General features: G+C 55.8%; 18 protein-coding genes. 4 read left to right on the forward strand and 14 right to left on the reverse strand.

All coding sequences use genetic code 11. The features are described from left to right. Positions 1 to 17: 17 nt before the first annotated feature. The 11 genes from BUB13_RS16040 to BUB13_RS16090 are packed head-to-tail and all read right to left on the reverse strand — an operon-like array spanning position 18 to position 10,934. Positions 18 to 1,595 carry a flagellar hook-length control protein FliK gene (locus BUB13_RS16040; RefSeq protein WP_072909784.1) on the reverse strand — a complete coding sequence of 526 codons (1,578 nt, stop codon included), beginning with the start codon at positions 1,593 to 1,595 and terminating at the stop codon, positions 18 to 20. 43 nt (positions 1,596 to 1,638) lie between these two features. Next, positions 1,639 to 2,145: a MotE family protein gene (locus BUB13_RS16045; protein WP_072909785.1), complete on the reverse strand. Its 507-nt coding sequence runs from the start codon at positions 2,143 to 2,145 to the stop codon at positions 1,639 to 1,641. Further along, positions 2,142 to 2,582, reverse strand: coding sequence for a flagellar export protein FliJ (gene fliJ, locus BUB13_RS16050; RefSeq protein ID WP_072909786.1), 441 nt, complete (start codon positions 2,580 to 2,582; stop codon positions 2,142 to 2,144). Before fliJ ends, BUB13_RS16045 begins: the two co-directional genes overlap by 4 nt. A gap of 35 nt (positions 2,583 to 2,617) precedes the next feature. After that, positions 2,618 to 3,940 (reverse strand): FliI/YscN family ATPase, encoded by a 1,323-nt coding sequence (locus BUB13_RS16055; RefSeq protein ID WP_072909787.1) that lies wholly within the window; start codon positions 3,938 to 3,940, stop codon positions 2,618 to 2,620. After that, entirely contained in the window at positions 3,940 to 4,626 is a 687-nt protein-coding gene (locus BUB13_RS16060; RefSeq protein ID WP_072909788.1) for a FliH/SctL family protein, read from the reverse strand. The genes BUB13_RS16055 and BUB13_RS16060 overlap by 1 nt, the downstream gene beginning before the upstream one ends. Then, positions 4,613 to 5,626 (reverse strand): flagellar motor switch protein FliG, encoded by a 1,014-nt coding sequence (gene fliG, locus BUB13_RS16065; protein WP_244151893.1) that lies wholly within the window; start codon positions 5,624 to 5,626, stop codon positions 4,613 to 4,615. The genes BUB13_RS16060 and fliG overlap by 14 nt, the downstream gene beginning before the upstream one ends. A gap of 29 nt (positions 5,627 to 5,655) precedes the next feature. After that, on the reverse strand, positions 5,656 to 7,263 hold the full coding sequence (gene fliF, locus BUB13_RS16070) for a flagellar basal-body MS-ring/collar protein FliF (protein ID WP_084092222.1): 1,608 nt from the start codon (positions 7,261 to 7,263) through the stop codon (positions 5,656 to 5,658). Between the two features lie 57 nt (positions 7,264 to 7,320). Next, positions 7,321 to 7,623, reverse strand: a complete 303-nt coding sequence (gene fliE / locus BUB13_RS16075) for a flagellar hook-basal body complex protein FliE (RefSeq protein ID WP_084092224.1) — start codon at positions 7,621 to 7,623, stop codon at positions 7,321 to 7,323. A 9-nt stretch (positions 7,624 to 7,632) separates the two neighbouring features. Continuing rightward, positions 7,633 to 8,064, reverse strand: a complete 432-nt coding sequence (gene flgC / locus BUB13_RS16080) for a flagellar basal body rod protein FlgC (protein WP_072909789.1) — start codon at positions 8,062 to 8,064, stop codon at positions 7,633 to 7,635. 8 nt (positions 8,065 to 8,072) lie between these two features. Further along, the gene (flgB, locus tag BUB13_RS16085) at positions 8,073 to 8,486 is read right to left on the reverse strand and encodes a flagellar basal body rod protein FlgB (protein ID WP_072909790.1); all 414 of its coding nucleotides are present in this window, start codon (positions 8,484 to 8,486) and stop codon (positions 8,073 to 8,075) included. Between the two features lie 42 nt (positions 8,487 to 8,528). After that, a complete protein-coding gene (locus tag BUB13_RS16090; RefSeq protein WP_072909791.1) occupies positions 8,529 to 10,934 on the reverse strand; it encodes a tetratricopeptide repeat protein in 2,406 nt (801 codons plus the stop codon). 240 nt (positions 10,935 to 11,174) lie between these two features. Between BUB13_RS16090 and BUB13_RS16095 the strand changes: the two genes are divergently transcribed. Continuing rightward, complete coding sequence (locus BUB13_RS16095; RefSeq protein WP_072909792.1) at positions 11,175 to 13,076, forward strand: AMP-dependent synthetase/ligase; 1,902 nt, start codon at positions 11,175 to 11,177, stop codon at positions 13,074 to 13,076. Between the two features lie 23 nt (positions 13,077 to 13,099). Here the strand turns inward: BUB13_RS16095 and BUB13_RS16100 are convergent, their stop codons facing one another. Next, positions 13,100 to 14,029, reverse strand: a complete 930-nt coding sequence (locus BUB13_RS16100) for a YeiH family protein (RefSeq protein ID WP_244151894.1) — start codon at positions 14,027 to 14,029, stop codon at positions 13,100 to 13,102. 49 nt (positions 14,030 to 14,078) lie between these two features. Next, positions 14,079 to 14,474 carry a VOC family protein gene (locus BUB13_RS16105; RefSeq protein WP_072909794.1) on the reverse strand — a complete coding sequence of 132 codons (396 nt, stop codon included), beginning with the start codon at positions 14,472 to 14,474 and terminating at the stop codon, positions 14,079 to 14,081. Positions 14,475 to 14,533: 59 nt separating this feature from the next. Between BUB13_RS16105 and folK the strand changes: the two genes are divergently transcribed. From folK to fsa, 3 genes are read left to right on the forward strand one after another with little or no spacing between them, the layout of a single operon-like run. Continuing rightward, entirely contained in the window at positions 14,534 to 15,058 is a 525-nt protein-coding gene (gene folK, locus BUB13_RS16110; RefSeq protein ID WP_072909795.1) for a 2-amino-4-hydroxy-6-hydroxymethyldihydropteridine diphosphokinase, read from the forward strand. After that, a complete protein-coding gene (locus BUB13_RS16115) occupies positions 15,051 to 15,317 on the forward strand; it encodes an eL24 family ribosomal protein (RefSeq protein WP_072909796.1) in 267 nt (88 codons plus the stop codon). Before folK ends, BUB13_RS16115 begins: the two co-directional genes overlap by 8 nt. 35 nt (positions 15,318 to 15,352) lie before the next feature. Continuing rightward, positions 15,353 to 15,994, forward strand: coding sequence for a fructose-6-phosphate aldolase (gene fsa, locus BUB13_RS16120; RefSeq protein ID WP_072909797.1), 642 nt, complete (start codon positions 15,353 to 15,355; stop codon positions 15,992 to 15,994). A gap of 23 nt (positions 15,995 to 16,017) precedes the next feature. On the opposite strand, the gene BUB13_RS16125 is transcribed toward fsa, so the two are convergent. Then, on the reverse strand, positions 16,018 to 16,318 hold a 301-nt coding region (locus BUB13_RS16125; RefSeq protein ID WP_139249410.1), incomplete at its 5' end, for a transposase.

A 16,318-nucleotide genomic window follows, 5' to 3' on the forward strand; every position in this document is an offset into this window, starting at 1 on the left:
TTTCTTTAGGATTTTTGTTACACGTGGAGACTGATGCCTCCGCCACCATTCTGCATCAGGTGGGCAAGGGGAACGATCTGTTCTTCAGCGTTCAGATCTTGTTGCCAGCCGGACTGCTGCCGGTTTTGTTGGCGCTGTTGCTGCTCTTGCGCCATCTGCTCGAATTGACCTTGATCCTGATTGCGATCAACATCGACGTTGAATTGATCGATTTTCAATCCCTGTTCGGCCAGAGCGTTGCGCAGTTGCGGCAGGTTGCGTTCGAGAACTTCCTGAACCTGAATGCTTTGCGCGTGCAGGTTGGCACGGACACGATCACCTTCGACCTGCAGTTCGATCTTCAACGAACCGAGTTCAGCCGGTTGCAGACGCAGCACCATACGGCCTGATTCACCATTCTGGCTACCGACAAAGCGGGTCACCACCTGGTCAAAAATCTGACTTTCAGCGACCTGCTGTCCGCTCGGCAACTGGACGGTCGGGGTTTGTACCTGAACCCTGGCAGCCTGCTGCTGCACCGTATTCAGGTTCGGCTGAGCCTGCTGTCCCGCCTGTTGCACCAGGCTTTCAACGTTCTGCTTCGGCTGTTGCGACAACATTTCCGCGAAATCAGCAGTTTCAGTTGTGTCCGCTTGTGCTTCGGCAGTTACCTGCTGAGCATTACCGGCAGTATTCGCCTGCACTTGGGCAGTTTCACCCTGGGCACGTTGACGCAGCCCTTGTTGCGGTTGATTCTGCGGTCTGATCTGCTGTTCGCCACGCGGCTTGAGCAGACCGGCAAAACGGGGATCTACCTCCTCGGCAGTTTCCTCCGAGAACAACATTGCTTCCGCTGTCTCTTCAGTTTCCACGACAACCTGTTCAGCTGTTTCCTGCTTGGCAGTTTGTGCTGTGGCAACACTGTCGATCGCTTTCTGCAGAATCTGACGGGCTTGGGCCAGGTTTTCCACCAGTTTCGGTTCTTTGCCCTGAGTCTCGGTGTTCATCATGCCAGCTGCCAGCTCGGCGTTTTCCAACAGTGATTCATCACCGTTCAGTTCCGCGTCCAGTTCTTCGCTCAGCTCGGCACCCAGTTGTTCCGCCAGTTGAGTCAGCTGTTCGCCATCGGCATTTTCCGTCAGGTTTTGCAGTTGTTCTGCCAACGCGGAGAAATCGATTCCGGCCAGCACCTGCTCGCCCTGCAGATCAGCACCTTCGAGCTGTTGTACCAGCTGCTGCAGCAATTCTTCACTGCTGCCGAACTCCTCGACCAGTTCCGGGGTTTCACCACCGGCGATCACCTTCATCAGGTTGACGACAGTCTGCTGCAGCTTAGCTGCTTTTTCTGTCATCGGCTCAGCGTTCTGCTGACCCTGATCAGCTACCTGCGGCTGTTGCTTTGCTTCCCGTGCGGGCTGCTCCGACGTTTTAGCTTCCTGCTTCGCGGCCTGTTTTTCCACCTGCTTCGGCTTGGTTTCCGCCTGTTCCGGATGTTCCGCACGACGCTGTTCGTTCAATACCTTGCCAAACTCTTTGCTCTGCGGCTCAACCGGCTTGGCCGGAGCCATCATTTCCGACGTCTGAGTACCCATGTCGATCATGGACATTGCTTGCATTCGTTTTCACCTCCTTTCCTTTTTGAATTTTGTTGCTTCAGGCCTAGTAGCCTGATTTATCATTCACCGGTATCTCGGTAAAAGCCCTGCTCAATTCGGTTGCGATATCTGGATCGAGATAGTCAAGGATCTTTCCTGCGGTCTTTTTCTTAATACCAAGCAGAATGTTGATCGCTAAATCCTTATCCAGATCCCTGATCAACCTGGCTGCTTTCTGCGGCGACATCTTCTCGTAAATCTTGCCCAACTCCTCGACGCGAACACCCTCTTCCTGATCTTTGCGGTTCAGCAGTTTTTCCAACTCGTCACGAAGTTCCTGCATCGCCGCGAGTTTCTTATCGACTTCTGCTTCCAGGGTCTTTAGCTGCATTTCGCGACTATCCAGTTTCGCTTCACGCTCGCCAAGTTTGTCGTATTCATCTTCAATCGACACCAGGATGCGTCGCTCCTCCACCGACTCGATCTGCTCTTCATCGATCAGATCCTGGGCGAACAGCGGTGCCGTCAGGCAAAGAAAGGCCATCACGGCCAGGGTGAGGCGACCACTCATGTCAGGTCTCCTTTATTGCGCAGGCTGATTTCATCCAGCATTTCCCGTTCTTTCCGATTCAATTCCTGTAGATATTCCGCGTCCTGTTTTTCTTTGAGTTTTTCGATCACCTGCCGGTCGCGGGCAGCAGCCAGCAGCTCATCCCGCTCACCGACGATCTGACGCTCCAGACGATTCAGCTCCTGCTGCAGCCGTTCGATAATGCGACGACAGTGCTGGATGCCATTCTCAAACAGGTCGATTTCGGCAATCGTCAACCCATCACGTTGGCGCTCTTTGAGTTCGGCGTCCTGCCGCATCAGCTCCTGTTGCTGGCGCTGCAGCTCTTCCTCCAACTCTGTTTTGCGCTGCATGCTGGCTGCCAACAGCTGCTGCGCCTGATTTTCAAGCAGCTGACGGTAGTTAAGCACCGATTGCAATTTGAATTTTTTCGCCACGAACACTCTCCTTAAGAGCTTCGGCTAACAGGAGCTTACCTGGGTTGCTGACGACGATCCTGAACCAATTCACCGAGCGCTTCGACGGTACTGTCAAAATCGACCGCATCATCCATCCCCTGGCGCAGAAACTCGGTCACCGCCTCGATACGGGAGATCGCGTAGTCGATTTTGCCATTGCTGCCCTCGGCGTAGGCACCTATGTTGATCAGGTCTTCCGCTTCTTTGTGGGTTGCCATGATTTCGCGGATCCGACCACTCATCTGCACATGCTCAGGGCTGACGATGTCGCGCATGACCCGGCTGGCCGAGCGGAGAATATCGATGGCGGGGAAGTGGTTGCGCGCCGCCAGATCGCGCGAAAGAACAATGTGGCCGTCAAGAATCGAGCGGACCGCGTCGGCAATCGGCTCGTTCATGTCATCCCCTTCGACCAACACGGTGTAAAGCCCGGTGATACTGCCTTTGCCTTTGAAGCTGCCGGCGCGCTCCAGCAGTTTCGGCAGGGTGGCAAACACCGACGGCGTATATCCCTTGGTGGTCGGTGGCTCACCGATGGCCAACCCGACTTCACGCATCGCCATGGCGAAACGGGTGGCCGAGTCCATCATCAACAGCACGTTCTTGCCCTGGGCACAGAAATACTCGGCAATCGTCGTCGCGACAAAAGCGCCACGCATACGCAGCAACGGCGAAACATCGGAAGTCGCGGTGACCACAACCGTACGGGCCAAACCTTCCGGGCCCAGATCACGCTCGATAAATTCGCGTACTTCACGGCCCCGCTCGCCGATCAGGGCGATAACGTTGACATCGGCACGGGTGTGCTTGGCCATCATGCCGAGCAGCACGCTTTTACCGACACCGGAGCCGGCCATAATCCCCATTCTCTGCCCACGGCCACAGGTCAACATGGCGTTGATCGCCCGCACGCCGAGGTCGAGAGGTTGGGAAATCTGATCGCGTGCCATCGGGCTGGCCGGCAGCGCATAAAGGGGATATTCGGTTTCACAGGGGGCCAGCGGCATCTCGTCGAGGGGTTGACCGAGGGCATCGATAACGCGACCGAGCAGTTGATCGCCGACCGGCAGGGTGGCGCTGTCACGGACCACTTGAATCAGGCTGCCGGGGCCCAAGCCCCGCAACTCACCGAGCGGCATCAGCAGGGCGCGCGATTCACGGAAGCCGACAACCTCGGCCGGAACCGGTTCACCACCACCCAAAGGAATCATCTGGCAGAGGGTACCAACGGTCGCGGACGGACAGTGCCCTTCGACGACCAGGCCGACGATCTGGGTCACTTTGCCACTGACCTTGAGCGGATTGACCGCTTTAATGCGCTCGACCAAATCCTGCATCAACCTTCCGATATCGCTTGGGTGAGTGCTTCGCGGATGCTCTCCAACTGGGTTTCGATGGTCGCATCAACATCGCCAAGCTCGGAATCAAGCCGGCAGCCGCCCTGGCTGATGCTCGGGTCGGCTTCGAAGCTGATGTTCTTCAGACCGCTGATGCTGGCCAGAAACAATGGTTTCTGTGCGGTCACGGCTTCCAAGTCGACTGGATTGACCCGCACCCGATAATTATCGGAGCGAACCGAAGCCTGCAGCGCGTTCTCGATAATGCCGAGCACCACTGCCGGGTCGGCCGCAACCGAAGAACGAATGACCTGCTCGGCAACCGCCATCACCAGCCGCAACATGTCCTGTCGGCCTGCCTGCGCCAGAGACTCGCGCAATCGGCTGACACCTTCCAGCGCCTGCGTCAAAGCCTGCACACTGTTATTGAAACGCTGCTCAGATTCGTTCAGACCGTCCTGACGTCCGCGTGCGTAAGCTTCTTCAATCTGCTGCTGTACCCAAACTTCAGGGGCAGCCGGAGCAGTGGGCTCAGCCTTGGCGGCAGCGGCAGGAGCAGGCGGCGCCTTGGTCACCGAACCATCCTCCTCACTGCCCGGGGCCGCTGCCGGCTCACCGAAAGAACGGAAGCGGAACTCGCGCAGATCACCGGCTTCAGTGCCGCGGTAAACCTTAGACAAGCTCATCTCCACCTCCGCCGCGACCCGGAATCACGATACTGCCATCCTCTTCAAGCTTCAATGCGACTTTAACCACTTCCATCTGCATCGCTTCAACTTCCGACAGCTTACGCGGCCCCATCGCTTCAAGGTCTTCGGCGATCATGTCGGCCGCACGTTCGGAAATGTTACCGAAAATCTTCTGCTTGATCGCATCGGAGGCGGTCTTCAGCGCCAGGGTCAGCATATCTGTGCTGACTTCGCGCAGGATCGCCTGCATGCCACGGTTGTCAATCGTGACCAGATCTTCGAAGGTAAACATCAGCCGGCGGATATCTTCGGCCATATCGGGATCAGCCGCTTCGATACTGGTAAGGATCACCTGGTCGGCGCCCTTTTCCATTTTGCTGAGAATCTCGACGACCTTCTCGATTCCGCCAACCTGTTTGCGATCTGTACCGGACGCAACACCAATCTCGCGCTGCAGGGCGTCTTCGATCTGGTTGATGACTTCGGGCGAGACGTTGTCGATCTTGGCGATACGATACATGATCTCACCGCGGGCATCGTCCGGCAGTTCGGCGAGGATGCGGCTGGTGTGATCTTCCTTCTGGGTCGACAGGATCAGGGCAACGGTCTGCGGGTGCTCGTTTTCGAGCAGACCGGCAACCATCCGCGGGTGCATTTTTGAGATTGTTTCCAGCGGCCGCCCCTCGATACCGGCAGAGACCTGGTCGAGCAGCTGCTGGGCGCGCTCATTGTTGGCCCCACCGAGGATGGCGTGCTTGGCAAACTCTTCACCGCGAATATAAACGCCGATATCGCCATCACGCGCCGTTTTGAACTCTTCCAGGATCTCCCGCGCAACTTTCGGATCGACATGGTCGATGTCCATCATGCAGCGGCTGATCTCTCGGACTTCGCTGTCATCCAGGGCTTCGAAGATCTTGGCCGTGGCCTCTTCGCCCAGACAGAGCAGCAGCAACGCCGCTTTTTTTGCCCCACTTAAATGCTTCGCTTTCAGCACAAATCACTCCAGCTCAAAACAGGTCTGTATCAGGATTCAGCAGGTTCTTCACGCAGCCAGTTCTTCACCACCTGCACCGGCATCATATCGCCACCGAGAACTTCCTGGCGGATCTGTGCCAACGGATCACTCGGGCCACCAAGCAACGGGGTTCCTTCCCCTTCCCGCAGCTCAGCTTCAAGTTCTTCCACCGTTTTCATCGGCTGAGTTTCTTGCTGGGCACCGCGCATCGTCTTGATCATTGGCCGCAGGAACAGCAGGTAACCCATCAGCGCAGCGAAACCGAGCAGACCGTACTTGATAAACGGCATGAAGGGGTAAACTTTGTCGATCAAAGACGGCGCCGGTAAAATTTCTTCCGCATCAAAACCGCTCTCGAACGGCATCGACACAACCGAAATCAGGTCACCGCGCTGATCGTTGATACCAAGAGCGGTTCGCACCATCTTCTCGATTTCTTTCAGCTCTTCTGCGCTGCGGGGTGTCGGGGTCGGCTCATTGCCTTCCGCCCCCGGAGTCAGTTTGTCGGCGACCAGCACAGAAACGGAGATTTTGCTGACGTTACCAACCGCCTGCACAGTTTTACTGACAATCTTGCTCATCTCATAGTTTGCCATCTCTTCGGTACGGCTCGATGGCGTGGTGCTGCGGGTTCGGCCGACGTCTCCATCGTCCATATTGGAAACAACACCCGGAACACCGCCAGTCGTTTCGCTGCTGCCCCGCTCACTGGTTGCGCGCTCGCTGACCACGACCACGCTGTTCGGATCGATCGCTTCCTCAACCCGTTCGCGCTGATCGAAATCGACTTCGGCATTCACGCGGACCAGAGAATTCCCGGCACCAAGGGCACGATCGAGTAACGATTGCGCACTGTTTTCCAAGCGACGCTCCATGGTCAACTGGTATTCCAGCATGCCGGGCGTCATCGGGCCGGCGATCTCATCGGAACGGCTCTTCGACAGCACCTTGCCGCTCGAATCAACGACGGTGACGTTCTCCGCTTCCAGGCCTTCAACACTGCCGGCGACCAGATGGACGATCCCCTGCAGCTGGGCTTCTTTCAAATGCCGGCCAGAGACCAACTTGACGATGACTGATGCGGTCGCCTGCTGCTGCTGTTCGCGGAACAGGCGTTTTTCCGGCAGAGCCAGGTGGATGCGGGCCCCTTCGACCGGGCCGAGCGAGGTGATGGTGCGCATCAGTTCACCCTGCAGGGCGCGCCGATAGTTCACCTTCTGGGCAAAATCGGTCATGCCGAAGCTCTGCTTGTCGAAGATCTCGAAGCCGACACCTCCGTCAGCCAGGCCGGAACCGGCTAGCTCGAGGCGAGCTTCATAAACCTTGTCGGCCGGGATCATGATGTCGCGACCGCCACCATCCAGACGATAGGGAATCTTGCGATCTTTCAACCACTCGACCACCTGGGCGGCATCACGGTTCGGCAGGTTGGCGAACAGCAAACTGTAGTCGGCGACCTTTGATTGCATGATGATGGCGCCAAAAGCCAGCGCGCTTACCAACACAACGCCAATCAAGCTCAGCTTGCGCGCCAGAGACCATTCCATGATCACGGTGAAAACGGTCTTCTTTGCCTGCGTTTCGGGAGCTACTTTTTCCAATGCTTCTTCAGCCATCGCCAGAATCCTTTGCCAGCGTCAAAATTACATTCAAAATCGAACAGAAACAGTCGATCAAACCTGCATGCGCATGATTTCCTGGTAGGCCTCAACCGCCTTGTTGCGCACCTGAACCATCAGCCGCAACGAAATGTCGGCCTCTTCCAGTTTGATCATCGCTTCGTGCAGGTTCTTGGTTTCACCAGCAGCGATCTGCTCAGCGGCACGGTCGGCGCCCAGCTGCGCTTGGTTGACCTGACCGATCGAATCTTTGAGGGCGTCGGCAAACTTGCTGCCGATATTCTGCGCCGCCGGCACTTTGTTGCCGTGCAGGCTCTGCAGATGCGATTTGAGGGTAATATCAGCAATTGAACTCATAGATCACCTCTACTGCCCGATCGACAGGGCTTTAAGCGCCATCCGCTTGGCCGACTTGACCACTGTAACGTTGGCCTCGTAGGCGCGACTGGCCGACATCATATCGGCAGTCTCTTCCACCAGATCGACGTTCGGCATGGCAACATAACCGTTCTCATCAGCGTCGGGGTGCGCTTCGTTGAACACCATCCGCGGTGGCTTGCTGCTGGCCTGGATATGAGACACTTTGACGCCCTGAGCGGCATCACGCAGGCGAGAATCGAGGGTGTCGGCGAAGCCCTGGCTGGTCGCTTGGAAAACCACTTCCCGCTTGCGGTAGGGGCCGCCATCGGGAGTCCGGGTGGTTTCGATATTAGCCAGGTTGGAGCTGATGGCGTTCATCCGCACCCGCTGAGCCTTAAGCGCCGAGGCGCTGATTTTCATGCTGGTAAAAACGTCCATAAAACCTCCTAACGACCGTCACCGGCGACGTACTTGAGCATGCCCATTTTCTTTTTCAACATCTGTGCACCGGCCTCAAACAATAGCTGGTTCTCAGCCAGGTCGAACATTTCGTCGTCGAGCGAAACGGTATTGCCATCGCCAAGCGGGTTGGTGTCGCGTACTTTGCTGATTTCGCCCTGCACACTTGCGATGCTGCTGCCGCCGATCGGAAGATGTTTCGGGTTGCTTGTTTTTCCCTGCAGTTGCGGGCTCTGCATCGCTTGCCGCAAACCTTTCTCGAAATCAAATTTACGCGCTTCGTAACCGGGTGTTTCCGCGTTAGCGATATTGCCGGCGATCACCTGCTGATTCTGCGAACGAAGATCGAGACTCTTCTTCAAAACCATCATGCTGCGATCTGCGATCAAGAAATCTGCCATTTTCAACTCCTGCCTGTTTTCTGACACCTGTCTTAATTTTTTCTATCGCTTTTCCTGAATGAGCAAATCCTGGGCCAATTTTCCCCAGGGGCTGTTACCATCTTCTTCGACCAATTTCGCCAGAAGGTTAAGAGCGCTCCGCTTCTTACCCGCGCGCAGCAGTATTTGCGCCCTGCGGTAACGCGCCTGGCTGGCGTACTCGGGGTCATCCTGCAGATGAAAAAAAGCCTCGTCGGCAGCAGCATTCCTGCGAAGTTGATAGTAGGCCTCGGCCAGCAGTGCCATTTCTTTGACTGGCATCCCTTTTTCCGTTTTCAGCGCTTTTTCCAGGCTACGCACAACCTCTTCGTAACGCTGCTGCTGCCAGTAGATCCAGGCGGCACGTGATTCCAGCTCAGGGCTGCTGGGCCGATTTTTCCGCTCCAGCCAGGCGATCATCTCTTCAGTGCGCCCCTGCTTCTCAAAAGCATCGAGCAACAGGCCGAAAATTGCGCCAGCATCCTTGCCACGGGGGTATTTCTTCAGATAACGATCAGCATAGTCGCTGGCATTGCTGTACTCGCCTCGCTTAAGAAAGGTACGGGCCAAAGGCAGATAGAGCGGCTTGCGCTCCGACTCGCTCTTCGCCCGATCGTACAGATAAAGCAAAACCCGGCCGGCACGGGGATAAAGACCGAGGTTCTCGAAAGATTCCGCCAGATCCTGCAGAAAGTTCTGATCGACACCACCCCGCAGCAATAGCTTGCGATTCTGTTCAACCAGCACAACGGCATCGAAATCATTGCCCTGCTGTAACAGCTTGTTGACCACAATCGGGATCTGCTTGAGCAACAGCAGATCTGCCTCGCGACGCAGCTCGGAACTGCCGAATTCACGCCGGAAGCGCATCAGGTCATTGATGCTTTCACGGTGTTCCGCCAAGAGATAGAGGCTGAGCCCACGCTTGAAAAAGGCCTCTTCCCGCACCTTGCGGAAAGCGGAGTGCTGAGCAAGTTGCGCGTAGCTGGTAGCAGCCTTGGCCAGCTCGAACTCATCGCCACTGATCAGCTTGTGATCAATCAGCCGTAGCTCGGCCCGCTCCCCGCCCTCGGTGCCGGGCCAATCGAGAGTCGCCTTCTGCAGACCGATCACGCCCCAGTCGATATCTCCCGCCTCATAAGCAGAGGAGCCGATAGCGAACTGCACCAGGTCAGCACCGGTCTCCAGCTGCTGTTCACCCAACCTGCCGTAAAAACGGCCGGCGGTAGCATATTCACCGACTTTAAAAGCGCTGGTGGCAGCACGGTTACAGGCTGCCGGATAATACCCATACAGGCCCTCTTCCTCTTCCAGCTCCCGGTAGAGCTCGACCGCTTCTTTCAGCTCACCAAGCCCGGCCCTGGCATCGGCCGTGCGCAAATCGACCAGCGACAGCAGGCTGGTTGGCCAGGGCAGCTTCTCCGTTTTCAGGTAGTCGAGGGCCTGCTGCGGCTTTTTCCCTGCCAACGCAGTCTCCGCCGCCAGCAGGTAGCAGTAAGAAGTCAGCGGAGCAGTCTTGTCGAGGGTCGGCAGCAGTTCCTGCAATTGCAGCTCGGCGACCATCGGCTGGCCTGCGACCGCTTCGGCATAAGCCGTCAAATAATCGACACGAACCGGATCCGCGGTCTGCTGATCCTGCAGTTGCTCCAACCGGTAAAGCGCTGCGGCAACGGCATCTGTCCGCAGCTGCGCTTCACTCAACAGCAGGTCACGGATCTCTTGCTGCTCTACCGTCAGCCCCTGCAACTGACCCGCTTTGCGGATCAGGCTGAGCCATTTGCCTTCATCGGCAAACTGCTGCAATGGCAGCAGTGGACTGGTGCTGTCCATGACCAGCTTCGGCAGTGACGGCAGGCTGTATTTCTGTGGAATAGTAATTTTAAAGTCGCTGCGATATTCGCGGAAAAACGCGTTCCAACGCCCGTCCCAAGGAGATTTTTGCTCAAACTCCTGCGCTTTTTTTCCCGCCTTGCGCACCGGCATGTCAGAGATGCGGAAAGCAACGCCGGGGCGTGCCTGGGTATCACCTTCCCAGAGCAGCTCCATTTCGATTCGAGGTGGAGCGAGCTTCGACTCAGCCCGCACCTCTACAGGAGCACGGCGCAACAGCAGCGAGGTCAATAGCTCTTGCTGTTTTTGGGCAAAGAGAATTTTCACCACTGTTTCATCTTCCGGCAGTTTGCGCATCTGTGCCGAAACCCAGACATTCTGCAGAAGCAGGTCAACCCGCTGCCCCGAGCTCTCGACGGCAAACTCCGGCAGGGAGGTAAAGTTGAAGCTGATCAGCGTACGGCCGACATCTTCCTTCTTTTCGATCCCGGTCAGGGTCACTCTGCTGGCAGCACGAACCGGCAGCACGCTGCTGAGAAAGAACAGCAGCAGAAACAGGGCGATGCCCAATATTTTGATGATCTGAGTTGGATAGCTCATCCATGCCTCCGAAGCCTGGCGATAAAATTCCGCAAATCCTCTATGGCCAGAACCATGCCAAAACCAGAACCATCCAGCCAACCACATGAAATATATAGACATTTTCTTTGAGAACTTTTATCTTCCGACAACTCGATTTTTTTCAGCACATTGGGAAATGCCAGAAGTCGTCTTTTTGACAAGAGGTAACCGCCTGGAAAACTGCTATATTTTCTAGAACACTCTGCAGGAGATCAGCCGATGCCGACAGCATCCAGAACCAGCACCCTGTTCGACACCCTGCTGCACAGCAGCGCCGAATATGCCGAGCGCACGGCTTTTATCTACCGTGCGGCCAACAGCGAGTTCGAAGTCAGCTACCAGAAGCTGTTCGAGGATGCCCTGATCCTTGCCAAGGCGTTTGCTTCGAAAAAAGTACGCAAAGGCAGCAAGGTAATGCTGCTCTCTGACAACCGCTACGGCTGGATTGTCACCGATTTCGCCCTGCTCTCCCTCGGTGCCGTCAGCGTGCCGCGCGGCAGTGACACTCCGACCAAAGAACTGCAGTTCATCCTCGACCACGCCGAGTGCGAATTCCTCGTTATCGAAACCGCGCAGTTGCTCAAAGCGCACGAAGAGATGCTGAAAAAACTGAAGAAACTGCGGGCGATTTTCATCATCGAAGGCGAGAAGACCCACAAATGGTTCGATAGCACTTACAGCTATAACGATATTCTCGACGACCGTCGTATCAGCCAGGGCGACCGGGACGATTTCATCGCCCGCCGCTACGCCGTAACCCTACAGGACCCGTTCACCCTGATTTACACCTCCGGCACCACCGGCACTCCGAAAGGGGTGCTGCTGACCCATCAGAACATCATGCACAACGTCAACACTCTGCCGGAGCTGATCGACCTGCGCGAAGATGACCGCTGGGTTTCCATCCTGCCGAGCTGGCATATTTTCGAGCGGGCGGCCGAGTACCTTGCGCTGTCGCGCGGCTGCTGCACCGTCTACTCCACGATCAAAACCTTCGCCGCCGATCTTGAGAGTTACAAGCCGACCCTGGTCGCCACGGTGCCCCGGCTGTGGGAATCGATGTACAGTAAAATCAATACGACGCTGGAAAAACAGGACCCGAAAAAAGCGCGCATCTTCAAAAAGCTGGTGCAGATCTCCAGCCGCTACCGCTACCATCAGCGCCGTCTGCGCAACCATCTGCCGATCTACCAGAAACCCTTCTTCCTCAAACGGATCGGACAACGCCTGCAATCTCGACTGATACTGATGGCGCTTTTTCCACTCTACAAATTCGCCTTGAAAAAACTGGCGCTGGTGCAGGAGAAGTTCGGCGGCCGTCTGCGCATGGCAATCAGCGGCGGCGGCAGTCTGCCGCCCTACCTGGATGAATGGATCGACGCCATCGGCATCCGCATCGTCAACGCCTACGGCATGACCGAATGCGCCCCGGCCATCGCCGGGCGTGCGCTTAACTGTGAAATTTTCGGCACCCTGGGTCCACCGATCAAAGAGACCGAGCTGCAGATTGTCGATGAAGAGGGCAAGCTGCTACCTGCCGGCGAGGTGGGGGAAATCCAGCTGCGCGGGCCGCAGGTTTTTCCCGGCTACTACAAAAATGACGAGGAGAATGCCAAAGCTTTTACCGAAGACGGGTTCTTTAAAACCGGCGACCTCGGCAAACTGACCCTGACCGGCGAACTGGTCATCACTGGCCGCTCAAAAGAGATCATCGTGCTGGCCAACGGCGAAAATATCGACCCGAGCAACATCGAATCGACCATCACCCAGCTGCCGTTCGTCAAGGACGCCGTTCTTGTGGGGCAGGATAAAAAAGGACTCGGCGCGCTGATCGTGCCCGACTTCGAGCAACTACGCGATTTCGTCGGCAGTAAATTTGAGCGCAACACCGAAAGCGACCAACAGCTGATGGAAAACAAGCAGGTTCTCGACCGGGTAAAAGCGGAGATGAACCGGTTGCTGCATCCGAAAAAAGGCTTTAAACCGTTTGAAAAACTGCAGAACATTCACTTCTTGGACAAAGAATTCAAAGCCGGTGAAGAACTGACCAACACCTTGAAAAAAAAGCGTCACGTGATCGAAACCAAGTACCGGGAAATTATCGGCAAGCTATTGAAGTAATCTGCAAATCAAAAAATGAGCTGTCAGCCGATAACGCCACTACAGATCAGCGTCAGCGTTGCGGCGCTGACCAGTATCCAGAGCAGAAGGCCCATCAGCAGTGGGCGCAGGCCGACCTGTTTGAGGACCTCTCTGGTCAACCCGCTACCGATCAGGAAAAGGGTCATCACCAGAGCCTGCCTGGCAATGCCATAAATTCCGTCCCAGATCGGTGCGTAAGCACTCAGCCAGGAACTGATGCCGGCAGCGGCAATAAAACCGAGGATAAACAGAGGAATACCGGTTTTCTCTGCAGATTTGTAGTAGGCCCCGGCGAGCAGGGCACAGGGCGCGATCCACAGTGCCCGTGTCAGCTTAGCCGTGGTCCCGACTGCTAAAGCCACGCTGCCGAACGCTGCGGCAGCACCAACCACGCTGCTGGTATCGTGAATTGCCAGCGCAGCCCAGAGACCGAACTGTTCCTGGCTTAACCCAAAAAGCTGGCCAAGCGGAGGGAAAAGCAGCAAAGCCAGCGCATTCAGGGTAAAAATCGTGGCCAGCGATACCGCGATCTCCTCGTCCTTCGCCTTGATCACCGGAGCCATTGCTGCAATCGCACTGCCGCCACAAATTGCTGTCCCGAAAGCGATCAACTGACGTGTATTTGCCGGGACCTGCAACCATCGGCCAAGCCCTTGACCGACAAGAATCGTCACCAGAAGGCTGATCAGGGTCAGCAGCAGGGAATCCCTGCCGACCTCCAAGACACTGACAATGTTCACGCCAAACCCGAGCCCGACAACAGAAAGCTTCAAAAGCGTTTTACTGTATTGTCCTGTTTGGCGTGGAAAAGGGTTGCCAAACAGAAAGCTGAAAGCAAAACCTGCGCTCAAAGCAAGGCCAGAGGAAACAAACGGCAACGCTGTCAGCAAAAACAGGCCGACAAAGGCAATTCCAGTAAAGTGGTGTTTCAAATCATTTTCCATGAGTAGAGATAATACAGGGAGGGAGCAGGCACTGAAATTAAGCTTGCTCCTCGTTCAATACCAGGAGATAGCCATCCGGATCGTGCAACCAGATTTCGCTGCGCTGATGTTCACTATCATCCAATTCATAAACCACCGGCCAACCGTAGCGGTCAATGGCCAGACGGATTGCTGACAGGTCCGGGCTACTTAACTCAAGCTGCAGGCCAACACCGAGGGTCTGGCGAATCAGATTCTGCAAAAGGGCAGGATGTTGCGCTTCGAGGATTTGCAGCGGGCGAAAAACGATACTGGTTCCAGTGCAACGCAGCAATAGAAAATCGGGACCATCTGTACCCGCAGGGTTGCGTTCCGGCTTCAGCTGCAGAATCTCGCGGTAGAAATCTTCTGTTCGCTCCAGATCGGCAACCCCGAGGGTCAAACTCAATTGCATGATTAATTGTCCTATCAAATTGATTTTGATTTCTTGTCTGTGTTTTAATCCGGCACGTTATGACAACGGTAAGCAAGAGTCGAGTTTTTATTGCCCTGGGCGGCAATCTGGGAAATCCGCAGCAAGCCTTCCAAGAAGCAATGGACAGTCTGCAACAGCATCCGCAGATTACCCTGAGCGCCTGCTCGTCACTTTATTTAACGCCTCCGGTTGGCGGGCCGAAAGGTCAGCCCGACTACCTGAACGCTGTTGTCGAACTGAGCAGTGACTTGTCCCCTTATGAGCTGCTCAAAGTCTGTCGGCAGATCGAAGATGACGCCGGCCGCACCCGGGAGGTTCTCTGGGGATCACGCACCCTCGACCTCGACCTGCTGTTCTACGGTCAGCAGGTACTGACAACCAAAGAGCTGGAGATTCCCCACCCCCGCCTGCATCAGCGTCACTTTGTTCTGCTGCCGCTGGCGGAACTGGCCGCGGACTTTATCCACCCGCAGAAACACCGCACAGTCGCCGAACTGCTTGCTCAACTGCCACCGGCCACGGGGATAATCCGTTTGCAAGAGAAATGGACAGATCATGATTAAAATTCTGATGCTGATTCTGCTGTGCTTCGTCGGCTATTCGATGCTGCAGGGCATGATCAACCCGAAACCGAAAAAGGAAAAACGTGGCTGGATGTCGCGCCGGCAACCACGCAGCAGTGAAGGCGAGCAGATGGTGGAAGACCCGCAGTGCGGCACCTTTATCCCGCTCGGCGATGCGGTTTCAGCCAATATCAAAGGAAAACAGCACTACTTCTGCTCGAAGAAGTGTCTGAAAGAGTACAAAAAAAACCACAAGTAAACTTATCTTTTTACAGTCCTTAAAAGGAGACATTGATGAAATTCTTTATCGACACCGCAGAAGTAGAAGAGATCCGCGCCGCCCACGAGCTGGGACTGGTTGACGGCGTCACCACCAACCCTTCGCTGATCGCCAAGAGCGGCCGCGATTTCCGTGAAGTCATCATCGAAATCACCGAAATCGTCGACGGCCCGATCTCGGCTGAAGTCATTGCTCTGGATGCCGAAGGCATGCTGGCGGAGGGGCGCGAACTGGCAAAGATCAACAAAAACATCGTCATCAAGGTGCCGATGACCACCGAAGGACTGAAGGCAACCAAGCAATTCACTGCCGAAGGGATCAAGACCAACGTCACCCTGATCTTCTCGCCGCTGCAGGCGCTGCTGGCTGCTAAAGCAGGCGCAACTTATGTTTCCCCCTTCGTCGGCCGCCTCGACGACATCAGCCACGACGGCATGGACGGAGTCGACCAGATCCGCACCATCTTCGACAACTACGGCTATGAAACCGAAATTATCGTCGCCTCAATCCGCAACCCGCTGCACGTTCTCAATTCCGGGCTGATCGGCGCCGACATCTGCACCATCCCCTACAGCGTCATGACTCAACTGGCCAAGCACCCGCTGACCGATGCTGGTATCGAAAAATTTCTCGCCGACTGGGAAAAAACCAAATAACTTAATCTGGTTATCCACCTCGCTCAAGTAGCAGGTTCCAGAACCAGATTCTTCAAAGGAACTGGCGCTGATTGAGCGGCTTGTTGCATGATTCGCCAAAATCGCTTACCAACTGCTCTGCAGCTACGGCGATTGAAGCGAAAGACATATTCATCCAGGTAGCGCTGCAAATACTGCGGGTCAAAGCGCCCCTGGAAGGTGCCGAGCATAACCCGCTTTGCTAGTGACGTTACCAAGTGGACGCCCGGCAGCACGCTTTCTTTTTCGGCGGTCTTGCTCTGAATGATGGCTTTGTGAGAATAGCCTTCAGCCTGCAAGCCGCTG

The organism is Malonomonas rubra DSM 5091 (genome assembly GCF_900142125.1).
Classification (GTDB): Bacteria; Desulfobacterota; Desulfuromonadia; order Desulfuromonadales; family Geopsychrobacteraceae; genus Malonomonas; species Malonomonas rubra.

Excerpts from the sequence above, each read along its gene's own strand:
- fsa (WP_072909797.1), top strand. The coding sequence starts at position 15,353 with ATGAAATTCTTTATCGACACCGCAGAAGTAGAAGAGATCCGCGCCGCC.
- BUB13_RS16105 (WP_072909794.1), bottom strand. The coding sequence starts at position 14,474 with ATGCAATTGAGTTTGACCCTCGGGGTTGCCGATCTGGAGCGAACAGAA.
- BUB13_RS16115 (WP_072909796.1), top strand. The coding sequence starts at position 15,051 with ATGATTAAAATTCTGATGCTGATTCTGCTGTGCTTCGTCGGCTATTCG.
- BUB13_RS16060 (WP_072909788.1), bottom strand. The coding sequence starts at position 4,626 with ATGAGCTTGTCTAAGGTTTACCGCGGCACTGAAGCCGGTGATCTGCGC.
- flgB (WP_072909790.1), bottom strand. The coding sequence starts at position 8,486 with ATGGCAGATTTCTTGATCGCAGATCGCAGCATGATGGTTTTGAAGAAG.
- folK (WP_072909795.1), top strand. The coding sequence starts at position 14,534 with ATGACAACGGTAAGCAAGAGTCGAGTTTTTATTGCCCTGGGCGGCAAT.
- BUB13_RS16055 (WP_072909787.1), bottom strand. The coding sequence starts at position 3,940 with ATGCAGGATTTGGTCGAGCGCATTAAAGCGGTCAATCCGCTCAAGGTC.
- BUB13_RS16040 (WP_072909784.1), bottom strand. The coding sequence starts at position 1,595 with ATGCAAGCAATGTCCATGATCGACATGGGTACTCAGACGTCGGAAATG.
- flgC (WP_072909789.1), bottom strand. The coding sequence starts at position 8,064 with ATGGACGTTTTTACCAGCATGAAAATCAGCGCCTCGGCGCTTAAGGCT.
- BUB13_RS16090 (WP_072909791.1), bottom strand. The coding sequence starts at position 10,934 with ATGAGCTATCCAACTCAGATCATCAAAATATTGGGCATCGCCCTGTTT.
- fliE (WP_084092224.1), bottom strand. The coding sequence starts at position 7,623 with ATGAGTTCAATTGCTGATATTACCCTCAAATCGCATCTGCAGAGCCTG.
- fliF (WP_084092222.1), bottom strand. The coding sequence starts at position 7,263 with ATGGCTGAAGAAGCATTGGAAAAAGTAGCTCCCGAAACGCAGGCAAAG.
- BUB13_RS16095 (WP_072909792.1), top strand. The coding sequence starts at position 11,175 with ATGCCGACAGCATCCAGAACCAGCACCCTGTTCGACACCCTGCTGCAC.
- BUB13_RS16045 (WP_072909785.1), bottom strand. The coding sequence starts at position 2,145 with ATGAGTGGTCGCCTCACCCTGGCCGTGATGGCCTTTCTTTGCCTGACG.